Source organism: Bacillus sp. FSL P2-0099, from assembly GCF_038007445.1.
In the GTDB taxonomy this organism is placed as follows: domain Bacteria; phylum Bacillota; class Bacilli; order Bacillales; family Bacillaceae_G; genus Bacillus_A; species Bacillus_A mycoides.
On the sequence record NZ_JBBOXE010000001.1, the window covers coordinates 4,737,528 to 4,754,533 of the forward strand.

Below are 17,006 nucleotides of genomic sequence, written 5' to 3' on the forward strand. Positions count from 1 at the left end.
TAATTTATTTTGAATTACTCGTAATTAACTTTGCTTCGATAATATATCGATCCGGTGCATCCCCTATATAATCAAATGGATAACAAGTCGTCAATGTTAATGTAGGTTCTTCTTTTTTAACAATAACGGTACGATCATCCGCATGTGTAATCCATGTCTTTTGAATTTCGTATGTGTAAGTTTTATTATCATACTCCAAAATAAGGTTATCCTTTTCTTTTAACTCTCCTAAATCTGTAAATACAGTATCTCGATGCCCACTGAGTACAGTATGTCCTCCTCCAGATGGAGTTGTCGTTAAATCACTAACAAACATACCGACTCCTTTTTTCAATGTTGCATCATTCGCTCCCCAATAAACAGAAAATTTCTTCTTTATTTTCGGTATATTTAACATAGCTATCTTTTCTCCTTCTTTATGTTGTATTTGAGAAGAAGGTACTTGTGCATTTACTGGTACTTCGCTAGAATGCTGCTTGGATGTTTGTTGTTCAAAATTTTTAATTTCTTCTGTCGTTAAATCTTGTGCAGAACTTTTTCCTTTATACCATTCAAAAGCGTAATAGGCTCCCATTAATAAGCCTACTATCATTAACGTAAATCCAATACGATTTAGAACTGTCACTGTGAATCCCTCCATGCAAAAAATGGTAGGAGTAACCTACCATTTTTAATATATGAAATTATCCCATTCTTTATAGAACAATATTTTATTTATGCCTTAATCTTATTACGACGGTTCAAACCAAATAATGTCCCTATCGCTACAAGACATGCGCTTAATGCCATCATTGCTACATTATTTGATGCTGTGTTTGGTAATTTTTCACCTTGTACAGCTTGTACAGCTTGTTTCGCTGCATCATTCTTTTGCCCTGCCTTAATTGCTGCTTCTTTTTTTGCAAGAGCTTCCTTTTCTTGCACTTGTGGTGTTACTTCTTTTTTCGCTGTATCATTCTTTTGCCCTGCTTTTATTGCTTCCTCTTTTTTAGCCATATCACTTTTTTCTTGTACTTGTGCTGCTTCTTTTTTCTCTACTTCGCTCTTTTGCTGTTCCTTAATTGCTTCTTCTTTTTTAGCTTTATCTTGCTGCATTTGCGCTGATTCCTCTTTTGTTAATGTTCCAGTAGAAGCGCTCGCTACTGAAGAATATCCTACTGTTAAAAGTGCCATTGCACAAATTGGTAATAGTTTTTTTTTCATTTTATTTCTCTCCTTTTATACTTTATTCTAGTAACACATCACGTCGCACCGGATGTATTATTAGAATAAACAAGAGATGTAAATATAAGATGCAGATGAAATGGAATTCTGTTAAAGATTTCATTTTAGAAAAATAAAAAAACACCGTAATATATACGATGTTTTTTCGGGTGTGTGTCTCGATATTTATTTGTTACTTTCGCGTGATTGAGAAGTAGAAAGGGCCGGAGTGATAACTAATTGTCTCGGCTCAGTTTTCTTGAAGTGATTTTTGACGTTACACTTACGACATTGAACGACCCATGCTTTAATAGGATTTGTTAAAATAATTTTTTGCCTTTCGTTAGGGGCCTCTTCTTCCAATTTACAACTATCGCTCCACTTACTCCATTTCATTGTAAATTTAGAAGAAGAATGATCGTCTTCTCGATCAAACGTATGCAAAAAATCCATTTCTCCAGCTAGCATTACGGTGTTACTAGTTGCTAAAAAAGAAAAGGTCGTCCAATGTTTCTCCATGCCCTCCTACTCCTTTTTCACATATAGAGTGCCTAAAACTTAATTTACCTAAAATATGCTTGCCCTTTACCTTACACTTATAGTTTATCCAAAACACTACTATGCAACTATCGATTTGTCTTACAAATCACCTTACATTTTTGTAAGAAACGAAAAACCTTCACTCTATATACGTGAAGGTTTCTCATTTCTTATCTCTAGAATCTTTCATATCATCAAGTCCAGCCTCTTGCAGCTGCGACATCATACCGTGGGAAATTGCGCCTAATACTAAAGTCATTCCAATTAGTGAAATGCGAATTGCAGGTACATCAATTATGTAAGCCAACATACCAAGAACAATTGTTAAAAACAATGCTTTTATAAATGTTACACTTGTATACTGTTTCTTTTTCATCATAATCACCCTTTTGGAAGCGTTTTCTTAATATTATCAGTATATCATATCATCTGACTATTTTGTGGGGATTTCTGTAAAAACCTTATATCTTCTTTGACTTTTTTCTTTCTATCCTTTACAGTCGAAATGTTCACAAGTTTTACACTGTAGGAGGATTCAAATGAAAATTGAAATAAAAGACACTTTAATTTCTGAAGAACAATTACAAGAAAAAGTAAAAGAACTAGCGCTTCAAATCGAACGTGATTTTGAAGGAGAAGAAATCGTTGTAATCGCTGTATTAAAAGGATCTTTCGTATTCGCTGCTGATTTAATTCGCCATATTAAAAACGAAGTAACTATCGACTTTATCTCTGCATCTAGCTACGGAAATCAAACAGAAACAACTGGAAAAGTAAAACTATTAAAAGATATCGATGTAAACATTACTGGAAAAAACGTAATTGTCGTAGAAGACATTATCGATTCTGGTTTAACACTTCACTTCTTAAAAGATCACTTCTTCATGCATAAACCAAAAGCATTGAAGTTCTGTACGTTACTTGATAAACCTGAACGCCGTAAAGTGGACTTAAAAGCTGAGTATGTTGGCTTCCAAATTCCAGACGAATTTATCGTTGGCTACGGTATCGACTGCGCAGAAAAATATCGTAACTTACCATTTATCGCTTCAGTTGTAACGGAATAATATAATAAAGTGAAACCTTAATCATTGGGATTTTTGTCCATTCCCAATGATTATTGGCCCACAAATAGCGGGATCAAATAAGCTTCCATGCATTATTGGTGGAAGTTTTATTTCTACCGTAATTTATAAAAACAAAGGGAGAGATGAAGAATGACAAAAACAAAATTTGAAAAAGTACTCCTCATCGTAAATCCGAAAGCAGGACAAGGCGATTTACATACGAACTTAACAAAAATCGTACCACCACTTGCCGCAGCTTTTCCTGACTTACATATCCTTCATACGAAAAAGCAAGGTGATGCAACAAAATATTGTCAGGAGTTTGCTAGTAAAGTAGATTTAATTATCGTCTTTGGTGGTGATGGAACTGTATTTGAATGCACAAACGGCTTAGCCCCTCTTGAAACCAGACCTACACTTGCAATCATTCCAGGCGGAACTTGCAACGACTTCTCTCGCACACTCGGCGTTCCGCAAAATATTGCAGAAGCAGCAAAACTCATTACAAAAGGACATATAAAACCAATCGATGTCGCAAAAGCAAATGGACAACACTTCTTAAACTTTTGGGGCATTGGACTCGTATCTGAAGTATCAAACAATATTGATGCAGAAGAGAAAGCAAAGCTTGGTAAAATTGGTTACTATTTAAGCACCATTCGAACTGTTAAAAATGCTGAAACATTCCCAGTAAAAATAACTTACGACGGACAAGTATATGAAGACGAAGCTGTCCTTGTTATGGTTGGAAACGGTGAATATCTTGGCGGTATTCCTTCCTTTATTCCGAACGTAAAATGTGACGACGGAACACTTGATATTTTCGTTGTAAAATCAACAGGCATCCAGGCGTTTAAAGATTACATCGGAAAGAAACTATTTGAAGACTCAAATGAAAATGACATCTTCCATGTAAAAGCAAAATCAATTCATATTGAAACAGAAGAAGAAAAAGAAGTAGATACAGACGGAGAATGCTCGCTTCATACACCGTGTCATATTGAACTATTACAAGGACACTTTACGATGATTTATAATCCTAAGCTTTTATAATCACTATTTCAATATAACTTTAATAATTACTAAACTTCGCATTTTTCAAAAAAATATAGTATGATGAATAAATAAAAGGTTGTTAACAAAAACGTTAACAACCTTTTTTGTTTTTTCTAAAAAACTTTTCAATTTAAAGGAGCGATCACATGTATTGGAGAAAAAATGATAAACCTGTAGAAGAACCAGAAGCAATTGCTGTGTGGGAATGCGAAGCAGACGACTGCCTTGGATGGATGCGTAAAAACTTTTCTTTAGAAGATAAGCCACAATGCCCGTTGTGTAAAGGCGACATGAAAAGCGGCGAACGATTACTACAGAAATTATAATACTTTTCCCTCTTTATCTTTTATATACTGAAAAGATAGAGGATTTTATTTCTCCTTATCTACAGTACAAGTTGCTTCCTAATTATAAATAATGAAAGAAGCAGCTATTCTACGTAGTAGCTGCTTCTTTCATTATTTAACTTCTTCATCGCTATAAATTCCATATAATATTCCCCTAAATTTAGCTCGATTCATCATCCCCCTTATTCACTACATACTACACTTCTTTCGGAAGAACAATTTTTTTATACAATTGAACTGTAATGAAATAATAAAACACATAAATGACTAAGAAAATAATAATCGGCAGCCAAATACGGAAATATGGATTATCTATTAAGAACGAGAACATGTTCATTCCGACTAATACATGCGTTATACCTACGATCGCTGGGAACAAGAAAATGAAAAGTAACTCTTTATAAATTGATTTCGTTAATAGCTCATAACGTACACCAATTTTACGAAGCATTTGATAGCGAATAATATCTTTTGAAGCACCAGAAAGAATTTTAAACATTAAACAACTTGCCAACATTGCTAAGAAAGCTATGCCTAAGAAAAATCCCATAAATACTGTTCCACTGTAAGTACTGTAATATCCTTCATACAGCATATATTTACTCAAAAGATGTACTTCTTTCATATCTTTATATTTAGCTAGTTCTAATTCATCGATTTTTTTCCATTCTTCTTTATACGTTATAAAATTGTCCGTTTTCCCCAGTATTATAATTTCTTCTTTACCTTGTATCCCGTCATACATCTTTTGATCTACAATTTGTATCTTTTGACTAGGATTCATATATGTCTTTTGAAGAGACCGTAAAACATTTCCCCACTCTTCTGGAATTACATTGGTATTATTCTCATTTTTTTCTTGGCTATGCCTTAAAACGGATCCCGCAATTAGTTCCCTCGAAACAGGAACGAATCGGCTACTATTCTCGTCCTTTCCAGTACGTGTTAGCGGACGATTTCTTTCCAAATCTTCTTTCAATTGATAAATAAACTGCTCATCTACTTTGTATCGATATTCATTCTTTTCTTTAAATGTAATACTATCTAGTATTTTCTTTTCTTCTGCTGTGGGATTTTTAATTTCGACATCATAGTATTCTGCACTCTCCACCATATTTGTGACATTATTTTTAAACGCCATACCACTGGAGATTGCACCCGCGCCGAGAGCCACTAACATAGCAACTGTCGCTAATACTTTCGTTAAGCTATTAATAGAAAAACTTAACTGTGCAAACGTAAACACATTGATTCCTTTTTTACTACGATTTTTATTCGCTTTCAGTCTGTTAATAATAATCGGCAGAAATGATGCAAATAGCATGTAAGTTCCTAATGTTACTGTAATTGTAGCAATGATAAATCCTGATTCCTTTAGCTCCTTCATATAAATCATCGAAACATAACCAACTACTAATAAAATAATTGATAAAAGTGCTACTATACTTGTTAGTTTCCCTTTAGTAGACGTACGCTCTGTTTTACTATTGGAGTGAACGAGTTGTAATAGCGAATTACGCACTAGTTTCATACCATTCATAATTGCGGACAACATAAATAGTGCAATGAAAAAGATGAAAGTAACAACGATTGATGGTACATAAAATGCATGATAACCACCGCCAGTAAATTCCAGCTCCTTCATCAGTAAATGTCCAACACCTTGTGCCAAGATTATACCGACTATCACACCTACTATAAGAGATACTATTCCTAATACAATTGTTTCAATAAACATGAGCAATGTAATTTTATGCTTTTTTGCCCCTAATACCATATACATACCAAATTCTTTTTGCCGAAGTGATAATAAAAATGAATTGGCGTATAAAATATAAAATAATGTAATAAATCCTAATAAAAATGAGCCCGTTTGAAAGACGGAAAAAATCCCATCCATAGAATTCCCTTCAATAAACGTTTTATTTAACGCTAACGTTTGAAACATATAAAAAATTGAAATAGACATAATAAGCCCAACTAATAAGACCATATAGTCTTTTCGTTTACTTTTTAGTCCCGACATGGAAAGTTTGAATAACATGTTGAACCTTCTTTCTTATGCTTTTTGTGTGCCTAAATCCGCAAGCACATCTAAAATTTCTTTATAGAACTCATCACGCGTACCTCTGCGATGAATTTCTTTATACAGTTCTCCGTCTTGGATGAATAAAATACGTCGGCAGTAACTCGCACTAAATGGATCATGTGTAACCATCATAATCGAAACATCCTGTTCTTCATTTAAGTTGGTCATCGACTCTAATAAACTTTTCGCATTTTTAGAATCAAGCGCTCCTGTTGGCTCATCTCCTAAAATAATGGCTGGCTCATGTACAAGTGCACGGGCCGCTGCCGAACGTTGTTTTTGTCCACCAGATACTTCGGACGGATATTTTTGAAGAATCTCTGAAATCCCTAACATTTCTACTACCTTTTTCACCTTTGATTCAATTCTTTTCGAATGAACACCTTGCAGAGAAAGCGGTAATGCAATGTTTTCATAGATTGATAAGTTTTCAAGTAAGTTAAAATCTTGAAAGATAAACCCTAGTTTCTCTGAGCGAAAATCAGATAATTCCCCCTGCTTCATTTTCGTAATATCTATTCCAGCAATTTCAACAATTCCACCTGTTGCCTTATCTAATGTAGAAATTACATTCAATAATGTTGTTTTTCCTGAACCAGATGGTCCCATAATTCCAACGAATTCACCCTCTTGAATTGAGAACGATACATTCTTTAGCGCATGTGATTGACTCTCATCTTTTTTACCGTATACCTTTTGTACATTCTTTACCTCTACAACTGATGCTTTCATATATATCCTCCTACACTTCTTTTTCCTATCTTTTATTTTCCCTACATATTTTCCGAGCACTTCTTAACCCATTTCTAAGTATAGATAGCATTTCTTAATAAATAGCAGCGGATATTCTTAACATTTCTTTAAGAATATGAAAAAGCCCCAAGGCTAGTAGCTTGGGACTTTTGATTTCTCTATTCTATTTTGGAGTAAGAAATAAAGTATTTATTTCTCCTCTTTCATCTTAATTTTCGCTTGTTTATAAAAATCTAATTTCTCTTTGTTATATTCTTGTGTATATCTATTAAATTTCTCTTTTTCTCGTTGAATGTCCTCATTCATTTGATTTACACCTTTAATCTTTTCACTAACCTTTTTTAAGTTCGTTTCTTTTTCACTTAAGCTTTTATATAATTCTCTTTCAGATTTCATTAACTTTTGATACGAATCATTTATCTTACTAAAAGATGCATAACGCTTTTTATAAATATCCTGTATGTTTTTTGCTTGTTTCTGAAGAGCTGCATCTTCCATTTTATCTATAGTTTTATGAACTGATTTTACTTCTTCTTGTGCTTTTCCAAAAGCTTCTTTTTCTTTGTTCCATACTTTTTCACGTTCATCAATACTTTTTGTAGCTTGCTCTAGCTTCGGCATAATTGCTTGGTTACTATCTTTGCCATCATTTATAATTTGATTGTATAACTCTTGACCTTGTTTTTCTAAGACCTCTAGTTTTTTCGCATCTTCAGAAACCATCTTTTCTTGCTTCATCGCGTTTTCAAATGCGACGTACAATTCTGCTTCTGGCTTTGCGCCAAAACACCCTGTCAATAAGCTTATAGATATAATTCCCGTAATCGTTAACGCTTTATAAATCAATATCAGTTCCTCCTATGTTACATACGTTTATCATGCATAAAGTTCAATGGGAAATGATCATCTTCATGATACGCTTCCAATTCATACCCTTTTTCTTTTAACCCTTTAATAATAGCAGGTACTGCTGCAACGGATTGCGGATGAATGTCATGCATCAAAATCACTTCTTTTTGATCTGTCGCACCAGCCAGTACATTTTGAACAATTTTTGCTGTTGCTGTATTTATTGGCATTCCACTGTATTCCCAATCTAATGAATCAATTGTCCAATCCCATACTTTAAGACCATTTTCTACAACTTTATTACGAAGTTCTTCGTGTAACCCAGGCTTCGAACCATATGGCGGACGTGTTAGTTTTGGAGCATGTCCAAGAATACTAGCAATTAAACTTTGATCCTCTTTCATTTCATCTACATAGCCACCCTGGGCATATAATTTCTTGTTATTATGCGTCATACTATGCATTCCCACATAGTGTCCTTCTACTTCTTCTCGTTTTACTAAATCAGGATATGATTTTACATTTTGACCGATTAGAAAAAATGTTGCTTTCGCATCATTTTCCTTTAATATATCTAGTAACTGTGCCGTATACTTTCCTGGACCATCATCAAAAGTAAGATAGGCAATTTTCCTAGTTTGACCATTAAATTGCGTTGGTGCTACCTTATTCATTTCCACTTTTATTTGTTCATTTGCATACTGAACTGAATTTTCTTGATTTGCTATCGCTTTTGCAGGTGAGGTTATCGATTGAAATACGAAAAAAGCTCCTCCCACTACAACTGTAGCTACTGTCATTACAACTATGTTTTTTACCTTTAACAATTTCCCCATTCTATTAATTCCTTTCTACATCCCTTACTTATTAATGAAATATTAATCTAGCTTTTCAAGTCTTCCTCGTTATATATTTATCTTTCCTTCGGAAGAACAATCCTCTTATATAATTGTACAGTGATTAAATAATAGACTATATAAATTCCTAGGAATATACAAATCGGCATCCATATGTTCACATATGGATTCACAAAAAATTTAACAAATGTAAATATGTTCATTCCTACCAAAACATGAATGAGACCCAATATTGCTGGAAATAGAAATACGATACCTAATTCTTTATACATAGATTTTATAAGTAATTCTTTACGCACCCCAATTTTTCGAAGCATCTCATACCGCCCTATATCTTTCGTAGCCCCAGAAAGGATTTTAAACATTAAACAACTTGCCATCATAGCTAAAAAAGCAAGACCTAAAAAGAATCCCATAAAGGAAGTTCCTTTTGAAAAGGCGAGCATAGATTCATAATCACCATAGTTCGTTGGTAAATATACATCTGCTTTAGGCCTATTAGTGGCAGCAGCTATTTTTTCAATTTGACGATTATCCATCTCTTTTAACTCTGTTTTATACTGTAAAATATTATCTACTTTAGCAATAAAAAACGTATGCTCATTCCCTTGAATTGTTTCATAACGGTTTTTATCGACAATATAGACAGGCTTACGATCATATACAGTAATATTCGACCTAAAATCACTATCCACAATCTTGTCCCAGTTCATCGGTAACGTAGAACTAGATGGATCAACTTCCTCTCCCTTAAACATCCTATAGCTCGAAGATGGAAGTTGTTCAGAAATATGTGTTGTCTCTTTCTTTCTGAATAGAAGTGGAGGATTCTCTAATAATTCCTCTTTTAAATAATAAACAGCCTCATTATCAACTTTATATTTATACTGTTTTTTATCTATAATTTTCATTTTTTCCATAGCTTTATAATCCGTTGCTTCTGGATCATGAATTGTAATATCATACCCTGGCATTTTTTCTGCTGTAAGGATTACATTTTTCTGTAAAGACATGCCACCGGCCATTGCCCCCACGCCTAGTCCAATTAGCATCGTTACCGTTCCTAATATTTTCGCCAAACTACTTACACGGAACTGCAATTGTGCAAATGTAAATGCACTTAATTTCTTTTCGTTTAAATAGCGCGTTTTTTTTAATCTATTAACAAACGTGGGTAAAAGAGAAATAAATATAAGATATGTTCCCAATGTAATTGTGAATAATGGGAGTAAAATGGCACCAGCACCTTTTATTCCTACAAAGATTACGAAATAATATCCTACACTTAATCCTAATAAACTACATAAAGTTAACGCCATTGTGACAGGACCCTTTTTTCGTATCTGCTCCGCCTTTTGCTCTGTACGAATTAAATCTAATTCTGTTTTAAGTGTTATTCGAATTGCATTCACAACAGATGTAAGCAGAAACAATGCACTGAAGAATATAAATGTTATTTTGAATGCAGGACCATAAAAAGCTTGATAACCTTCAGCTGATATTTCCAATTGTTTTGTTAAAAACCCACTTATGAAATTAGAAAGAATAGCTCCGAATACACTACCTAATACTAGTGAAATCATTCCCATGGCTAACGTCTCAAAAAATAAGAGTTGGCTGATTTTACTCTTTTTTGCTCCTAATACAAGATACATGCCAAGTTCTTTCCGCCGGAGTGAGAGGAGAAATGAGTTTGCATAAAAAATATAAAAGAAGGTAATAAACGCCACCAAAATAGATCCTATTTGAAATACAAATACAATTGAACCAATAATGCTGTTATTCATTGTAAATTCTTTATTTAACGCAAGCGTTTGAAACATATAAAATATAGAAATTGAGATTACAAGACCTATTAGTAAAACGATGTAATCCTTTATCATTTTTTTCATACTGGAAATAGAAAGTTTTAATAACATACTCTATGCCCACGCTTCTCTACAGTATGGTGTACTACATTCACCTTTTTACTATGCACTTTTTGCACAACGTTCTCATCAAATATTAAATTTTTCATATTGCCTCCTGTCATATGGCCAGTGTTGCGATTATGCTATTTTTATAGACACTAACTATCATTTTATCTTTTCTTTACAAACAGCAATATTGATTCCCCTTACATTATCCTTACATTTTTGTAATGTATATTTCTAATGAAATTATAATATACGAATTAAATGTTTTATAACCCAATTCATATACCATTACTTTGTTCTCACGAAGATGGCGTCAATAACGTTTTCGAAGAGCCATTATTCTCGCGCTCAAATAATGCATTTACAAATATAAATTCGAAGGATATTGTATAGGTTTTCTAGCCTACTGGAGAGTTTATATAAATAATTAATATTAAAAATGGACAAAAAAAGACCCACTGTAATACTTAATAACTTTGCACTTATCATCAGTTTACCTCTTCATTATAATTGTCCGAGATAAAGATAAGATAAAGATAAAATAAAAACGATATAAAGATATAACTACATATTATTAAATTTAGTACCATTTTATTTTCCCTTATCCCTCTTACTCTTTACTTTACATTAATTCTCTTCGTTTCTAATTCACCTCTCATAGACACTATATAAAACTATTATTTAGGTTCTATTAAAATTACATCTTCTAAATCATATAGATTTGCCTTTGGTTTTGCATAAATAATATAAGCAAGACCATATTGATCTGGTTCTTGCTCTATCACCTCTGCTACTTCAAGACCGGGTGGTATTTTCTGACTTAATTCAGAGGTAATAACGCTATCACCTATTTTTATTTCTTTCGCTTTATCTGATGGAATATTATCAATTCGAAGGGCTTGTTTTTTCTTATCGTACCCTGTAACAAATCCTAAAATAGATGAATCATTTTGGAAGGTGATTGCTAAACGATTTGTTCGTTCATCTTTCGTAATTAATTTCACAACAGATGTATATTGATCTACACTCTCTACCTTTCCGATAAAACCGTTCACTGTAATAACAGCCATATCAGCCTTTACACCATGTTGTGAACCTCTATCGAGAGTAATTTCTCTATACCACTCTTCTGCTACACGGGTTACTACTGTAGCCTGAATGAAATTATATTTTCCCTGTTCCTTTAATTCTTTCGTTTTGTTGATAATTTTAGTAAGGCTTTCTTTCTCCTCACTTAACATTTGCACTTTACTCTTTAACGATTCTTGATGTTCAATTTTCCCTTTCAATACCTGATTCTCTTTATATACTTTATAGATGTCTTCTATATTATGAACAATATTTTGGACATGCTTATTATTTGTACATACATACACCATCAATAAAGCCAAAAGAATAATTGAAAGAAATAATAATATTTTCTTCTTAGAAACCTGCATAATTATCCTGCTACTCCTTACTATTTTTTATCTACATACTATAGAATACTAGTCATTGTACACAGAAGAAATGCAGTTTGGATAAAGTTCAGATAAACTTTATCTTCTTTATAAAAAATTTAGAAATTATCATATACTGCCACTATATTCGAAGCTTGATCGTTACTTTATCCATGGAATGCAACTTATAATTTCTATAACTAATTATGTTTTATTTGTACTTTCTCTTTTACTTTATTAGGTATTTCATCTACTTGTACTTCCTCCCATTTCATACCATAACTTCCTTTAGATCTAATCTTTAAATATGACCCTATTCTTAAATGTTTTGAAGCAGTCATCGCGATCTTTTGCTCTTGACCGGATTCATTATATCCTTTGAATTTATATTGCCATCTACCAAAACCATCTTTCTTAGCCTCAAATTTACCATCATTGTCTACAACAGCATAATAAACATCTTCTTTAATAAATGGATTGAGTTGATCTACAATCGGTCCACCTTTCCCGATAAGTAATGTAACTCCAACTATAATCAATACGATAAACACACTTATTTTTTTCATGAAACTTTCTATTCTCCTCTTCTCAGATACTTCCCCTTAAAGGACTTCCTCTAAATCAATCGCGGCGCTATTACTTATTAAAATGTAACCAAATTTCCTAATGCTCTTCTAATTAAATTGGCAATAAGATAATAAATTGAATAACCCCATTTTCATATTCTGCTCGAATTTCTCCTTTGTGCAATTCAACAATGCTTTTTGCAATTGCAAGCCCCAAACCTGAACCTTCTACAGCTCTACTTCTTGATTGATCTTTTTTATAAAAACGCTCAAACAAATTCTCTAATTCTTTTTTTGTAAATTCTTCACTATGATTCGCTACAGAAATTTTGATATGCTGTTCTTCTCTTTGAAGTAAAACTCGAATTTCTGCTTTATCTATACTGTATTTAATTGCATTTATTAAAAGATTTTCAAACACACGTACCATTTTTTCTGAGTCCACAACAGCATATATACGATCTTCCTGAAATTCTTTCACAAAAGAAAGATTATGCTCCTCCGCTTGTGGTACTAGCTCTTCTATTAACTGATCAAGTAGTTCATTCATACACACTTCTTGCGAATCTAACGCCATATTTTCATCTGTTAGTTTTGTATACTCAAACAAATCCTCTATTAACATCTTCAACTGCTCTGATTTTGAGAAAGCAATTTTTATATACTCATCATGCTGTTCTTTATTTTCATATTTCGCATCACCTAGTAAACGTAAATACCCCATAATAGAAGTAAGTGGTGTTCTTAAATCATGTGATACATTTGTAATCAATTCACTTTTTTGCTTCTCTATTTGTTTTTCCTTTTCTATATTAGCCAAAAGCTTTTCTGCCATTTGATTAATATTAGAAGTTAATAAACCTATTTCATCTTGACCTGCCTGTTTGATTTTATATTGTAAATTACCTTTCGAAAATTCCCTTACTCCTTCTGCCATCGCTTCAATCTGATTCATCTTCCTTTTCGTTATATAAAAGAAAGACAGTATAAAAGTGATAAAACCTAGTAAAGATGGAAATGGGCTACTCTCATTCACTATATACTTCACATTTCCTTGTGGTATACCACTTGCAATGATATACATATTTTTCGTATTAACAGTAACCGGATAAAAGGTTGTAAACTCCTTACGCTTTTGTTCAGTTCCATCTTGAATTAAATTTTGCGCCTCTACATATCGTACTTGATCCATTTTAAAATCCATCACATTACGCATCGTCTCATGAAGATTGATTTGTTCTTCCGGCGCTCCCTTTGTTTTATAAACGACTTTCCCATTCTCATCTATTATTAAAATTTTCAGTTGATTTTGATGATTCGATTGATCAAGCAGTTCTTGTATATTAATTTCCTTACCTTCCTCTGTTATACTTCCAACAAGCCATTGTGTCTGTCCATCAATGGCTTCCATACCTGATGCATAATCAATGATAGAAATTTTATTCGCATCCTCGAAAAAGGAAGATGAAGACCATCCTACTAATACACCGAGTAACGTACAGAAAGTAAATGTAGCAATTAGCTGTATCCGTATACTTTTTTCCAAATAACTCACTGTTTTACCTATCATTTTTTTAAAAATTTGATTCATCCATATTATCGGTTCAAATATCTTTCTCAATCTTGTAGCCAACTCCCCATACTGTTTTAATATAACGAGGCTTTCTTGGAATCGCCTCTATCTTTTCGCGTATTTTCCGAATATGTACCATCACGGTATTATCGGATTGGAAAGCTTGTTCTTTCCATACTCTTTCATAAATTTGCGCTGCATTTAATACCATTCCTTGATTTCGTGCGAGCAATTCTAATACCTCAAACTCTCTCGGTGTCAATTTCACTTCTTCATTTGCAATAATGACCTGACGCGTTACTATATTTATCTTTATATCTCCAACTTCAAATACACTTTCATCTTTTACGCTTGTCCCGCTCATTTTCATATATCTCCGAAGTTGTGATTTAATCCGAGCAATGAGTTCCAGCGGATTAAATGGTTTTGCTACGTAATCATCTGCCCCAGTTGTTAACCCTAAAATCTTGTCCATATCTTGCATTTTTGCCGACAGCATAATAATAGGCATTTCCGCTATTTCTCTCACTTTCATACACATATGAATGCCATCTATTTTCGGCATCATAATATCAAGTACAATTAGATGCACGTCTCTTTTCTTTACTATTTCTAACCCCTCTTCACCATCTACAGCTTGTAATACTTCGTATCCTTCATTCTTTAAATAGATAGCGATAAGTTTTCTAATTTCCTTCTCATCGTCCACGATTAGTATCGTTCCTTTACTCACAAAATCTCCTCCAGCATCATTTACCAAACTAAGAATGTTGCTTTATTTCACTCACTACTGCATTCTTCTTATGCATATACACATAAGAAATACTACAAACTACAATAACGATGCCACCAAAATATATACCGTACTCGGTCGCAAGGGTTACTATCACTTCTATATGCTTTCCAAATATAGAACCTAGTACAAAATAAACTAACGTCCAGACAAATCCTGTTACATATGAATAAATCGCATATGTCTTAAAAGACATGTTATTCATTCCTACTAAATACGGTACGATATGCCTCACAACAGGTATAAAATAACTTATAACTAATGCATAATGACCATATTTCCCTATCATCTCTTGCGATTTTAGAAGATACTTCATCTTTTTCTTTTTCATCAATTTATTAAGCACTTTTATGCCAAAGATTTTCCCGAGTATATACCCTAAAGAAAGGCCGGATACAACGCCTAAATACGTTAATAAAAAGGCGGGAATCAAATTCAATATACCCATCGATGATACAAATCCACCACTCATTACAATCATTTCATCTGGAATCGGCATACCGATAATACCAAGCCATAAACAAAAAAATAGTGCCCAATAACCATACTGCTCAATGTATGACATTAATTCATGTAGCTCCATTATGCATATGCTCCCCTTAGCTCTTTTTTACAGCTAAAGACGTAAGCTGGTGGGAAATTGAACCACACTTTTTCTAGTGTAATTTCAGGGAAGAAATGCTGTATAAATCCTTTTTTCACAAGTGAATATTGGAATGTAATAAATTCTCCATTCTCATGTATCGTTTCCATTACACTGTTTAAAATGCGCTTTGAAACCTCTTCTGGTAAAGAAGTGAAAGGCAATCCCGATAAGACGTAATCAATACATTCTATATTCAATTGTTCCATATACTTCTTTATATTTTCCGCTGAGCCGTGTATAACAATCACGTTCTGCTCATCTTTAAATTTTCTCTTTAACTCTTTGAAAAATACTTCATTAATTTCAATAAGAAGAAATATTGTCTCCTTCTTCTTTCTCTTTATAATTTCTTTCGTAAAGGCTCCTGTACCAGGCCCTAGCTCTACAATGCATTTCGCTCTATTAAAATCAATTACATCTACCATTTTCTTTGCTAATATCTTTGAACTTGGCGCAATCGCACCAGTATGTTTCGGATGTTTAATAAATTCATTTAAGAATGTTATGAGCTGCATGTAACTTCTCTCCATTCGTTCAATAGTTTTCAACTTGTGTTTAAGTATAACTATCGTTTCTTAACAAAAATTGAGGAGATTTCTTAAGATTTTATGAAGATGAAGGAAATCTCCTTATTTACTATAAGCAGATATGAAAATTGAATTACAAGGATAAACGACTCGAACATATACGAGTAAGGCATCTTGTTTATTTACCATGAATGATCATGATCCTACTCCGATTTTGTATAGCGAAGTTACTATTTTTATGTTAGAATCCTCTAAGATATTTGAAATTAGTATAGAAATCATTTTTGGAGGCTTTATGAATAATCAAAACGATAATAAATCAAATGCATTATTTGCAGCTATACAAATAGTGCTACCACTTTTATTACCTATTCTTGTCCCTACATTTTTAATAGTGGGAATGAAAAAGTGGATGCCCGATGAAGTTAAGTATCCAAGCATAATATCATTGTTCGCATTATGTATGGGATTTTTCATAGTAGGAATTCTCTTCTCTATTGTTTTACGTTTATGTAAATTATCTGAGGAAAAATTAAAGGAATTAGGATTTTTAGGATTTACACTTTCGGCTGTTAGCACATTTCTAAGTTTTTATGTAGGTTACTTTTGGTTGGCAGACCTTAACTTCACATCAGTTGAATTATCACCTCATGCCGTATTAATTTTCGCTATTCTATGTACCTTGCTATTGGAAGGTATTTTTAAATTAATGGACATGTTTGATAGTTCGGACGAAAATAAAGCTCACGTATAGACAAAAAAGCATCCGACTAACATGTTAGTCG

General features: G+C 33.0%; 19 protein-coding genes. 4 read left to right on the top strand and 15 right to left on the bottom strand.

The window, feature by feature from the left end:
- Window positions 1-4: 4 nt before the first annotated feature.
- From MKY90_RS24600 to MKY90_RS24615, 4 genes are all read right to left on the bottom strand, one after another.
- Window positions 5-625, bottom strand: coding sequence for a class D sortase (locus MKY90_RS24600; protein ID WP_002129602.1), 621 nt, complete (start codon window positions 623-625; stop codon window positions 5-7).
- Window positions 626-714: 89 nt separating this feature from the next.
- Window positions 715-1,203 carry an LPXTG cell wall anchor domain-containing protein gene (locus MKY90_RS24605; protein WP_341092789.1) on the bottom strand — a complete coding sequence of 163 codons (489 nt, stop codon included), beginning with the start codon at window positions 1,201-1,203 and terminating at the stop codon, window positions 715-717.
- Between the two features lie 186 nt (window positions 1,204-1,389).
- On the bottom strand, window positions 1,390-1,722 hold the full coding sequence (locus MKY90_RS24610) for a hypothetical protein (protein ID WP_000410949.1): 333 nt from the start codon (window positions 1,720-1,722) through the stop codon (window positions 1,390-1,392).
- 184 nt (window positions 1,723-1,906) lie between these two features.
- Entirely contained in the window at window positions 1,907-2,122 is a 216-nt protein-coding gene (locus tag MKY90_RS24615) for a hypothetical protein (protein ID WP_078184698.1), read from the bottom strand.
- A gap of 160 nt (window positions 2,123-2,282) precedes the next feature.
- On the opposite strand from MKY90_RS24615, the gene hpt reads away from it, so the two are divergent.
- From hpt to MKY90_RS24630, 3 genes are all read left to right on the top strand, one after another.
- On the top strand, window positions 2,283-2,810 hold the full coding sequence (gene hpt, locus MKY90_RS24620) for a hypoxanthine phosphoribosyltransferase (RefSeq protein ID WP_000687586.1): 528 nt from the start codon (window positions 2,283-2,285) through the stop codon (window positions 2,808-2,810).
- A 150-nt stretch (window positions 2,811-2,960) separates the two neighbouring features.
- On the top strand, window positions 2,961-3,863 hold the full coding sequence (locus MKY90_RS24625) for a diacylglycerol/lipid kinase family protein (RefSeq protein WP_098167645.1): 903 nt from the start codon (window positions 2,961-2,963) through the stop codon (window positions 3,861-3,863).
- Between the two features lie 149 nt (window positions 3,864-4,012).
- Window positions 4,013-4,192, top strand: coding sequence for a cold-inducible protein YdjO-related protein (locus tag MKY90_RS24630; protein WP_002015777.1), 180 nt, complete (start codon window positions 4,013-4,015; stop codon window positions 4,190-4,192).
- 217 nt (window positions 4,193-4,409) lie between these two features.
- Here MKY90_RS24630 and MKY90_RS24635 read toward each other — a convergent pair whose 3' ends face one another.
- The 11 genes from MKY90_RS24635 to MKY90_RS24685 all read right to left on the bottom strand — a co-directional run bounded on the left by MKY90_RS24635 (window position 4,410) and on the right by MKY90_RS24685 (window position 16,209).
- Window positions 4,410-6,257: an FtsX-like permease family protein gene (locus tag MKY90_RS24635; protein ID WP_215551523.1), complete on the bottom strand. Its 1,848-nt coding sequence runs from the start codon at window positions 6,255-6,257 to the stop codon at window positions 4,410-4,412.
- A 15-nt stretch (window positions 6,258-6,272) separates the two neighbouring features.
- On the bottom strand, window positions 6,273-7,034 hold the full coding sequence (locus MKY90_RS24640; RefSeq protein WP_098167647.1) for an ABC transporter ATP-binding protein: 762 nt from the start codon (window positions 7,032-7,034) through the stop codon (window positions 6,273-6,275).
- Window positions 7,035-7,244: 210 nt separating this feature from the next.
- A complete protein-coding gene (locus tag MKY90_RS24645) occupies window positions 7,245-7,904 on the bottom strand; it encodes a YkyA family protein (RefSeq protein WP_445661557.1) in 660 nt (219 codons plus the stop codon).
- Between the two features lie 14 nt (window positions 7,905-7,918).
- Window positions 7,919-8,740 (bottom strand): peptidoglycan-N-acetylglucosamine deacetylase, encoded by an 822-nt coding sequence (locus tag MKY90_RS24650; protein ID WP_002143531.1) that lies wholly within the window; start codon window positions 8,738-8,740, stop codon window positions 7,919-7,921.
- A gap of 77 nt (window positions 8,741-8,817) precedes the next feature.
- Window positions 8,818-10,680, bottom strand: a complete 1,863-nt coding sequence (locus MKY90_RS24655; RefSeq protein ID WP_061688368.1) for an FtsX-like permease family protein — start codon at window positions 10,678-10,680, stop codon at window positions 8,818-8,820.
- A gap of 674 nt (window positions 10,681-11,354) precedes the next feature.
- Window positions 11,355-12,116, bottom strand: coding sequence for a rod shape-determining protein MreC (gene mreC, locus MKY90_RS24660; protein WP_003192006.1), 762 nt, complete (start codon window positions 12,114-12,116; stop codon window positions 11,355-11,357).
- A gap of 200 nt (window positions 12,117-12,316) precedes the next feature.
- On the bottom strand, window positions 12,317-12,682 hold the full coding sequence (locus MKY90_RS24665) for a YxeA family protein (RefSeq protein ID WP_003192005.1): 366 nt from the start codon (window positions 12,680-12,682) through the stop codon (window positions 12,317-12,319).
- A gap of 112 nt (window positions 12,683-12,794) precedes the next feature.
- The gene (locus MKY90_RS24670) at window positions 12,795-14,303 is read right to left on the bottom strand and encodes a sensor histidine kinase (protein WP_341092799.1); all 1,509 of its coding nucleotides are present in this window, start codon (window positions 14,301-14,303) and stop codon (window positions 12,795-12,797) included.
- The gene (locus MKY90_RS24675; protein WP_341092801.1) at window positions 14,287-14,988 is read right to left on the bottom strand and encodes a response regulator transcription factor; all 702 of its coding nucleotides are present in this window, start codon (window positions 14,986-14,988) and stop codon (window positions 14,287-14,289) included. The genes MKY90_RS24670 and MKY90_RS24675 overlap by 17 nt, the downstream gene beginning before the upstream one ends.
- A 28-nt stretch (window positions 14,989-15,016) precedes the next feature.
- The gene (locus MKY90_RS24680) at window positions 15,017-15,631 is read right to left on the bottom strand and encodes a DedA family protein (protein ID WP_000418950.1); all 615 of its coding nucleotides are present in this window, start codon (window positions 15,629-15,631) and stop codon (window positions 15,017-15,019) included.
- On the bottom strand, window positions 15,631-16,209 hold the full coding sequence (locus tag MKY90_RS24685; RefSeq protein ID WP_002129619.1) for a class I SAM-dependent methyltransferase: 579 nt from the start codon (window positions 16,207-16,209) through the stop codon (window positions 15,631-15,633). The genes MKY90_RS24680 and MKY90_RS24685 overlap by 1 nt, the downstream gene beginning before the upstream one ends.
- Before the next feature lie 307 nt (window positions 16,210-16,516).
- Here MKY90_RS24685 and MKY90_RS24690 point away from each other — a divergent pair, with 307 nt between their 5' ends.
- Window positions 16,517-16,975 carry an epimerase gene (locus MKY90_RS24690; protein ID WP_176523415.1) on the top strand — a complete coding sequence of 153 codons (459 nt, stop codon included), beginning with the start codon at window positions 16,517-16,519 and terminating at the stop codon, window positions 16,973-16,975.
- Window positions 16,976-17,006: the final 31 nt, after the last annotated feature.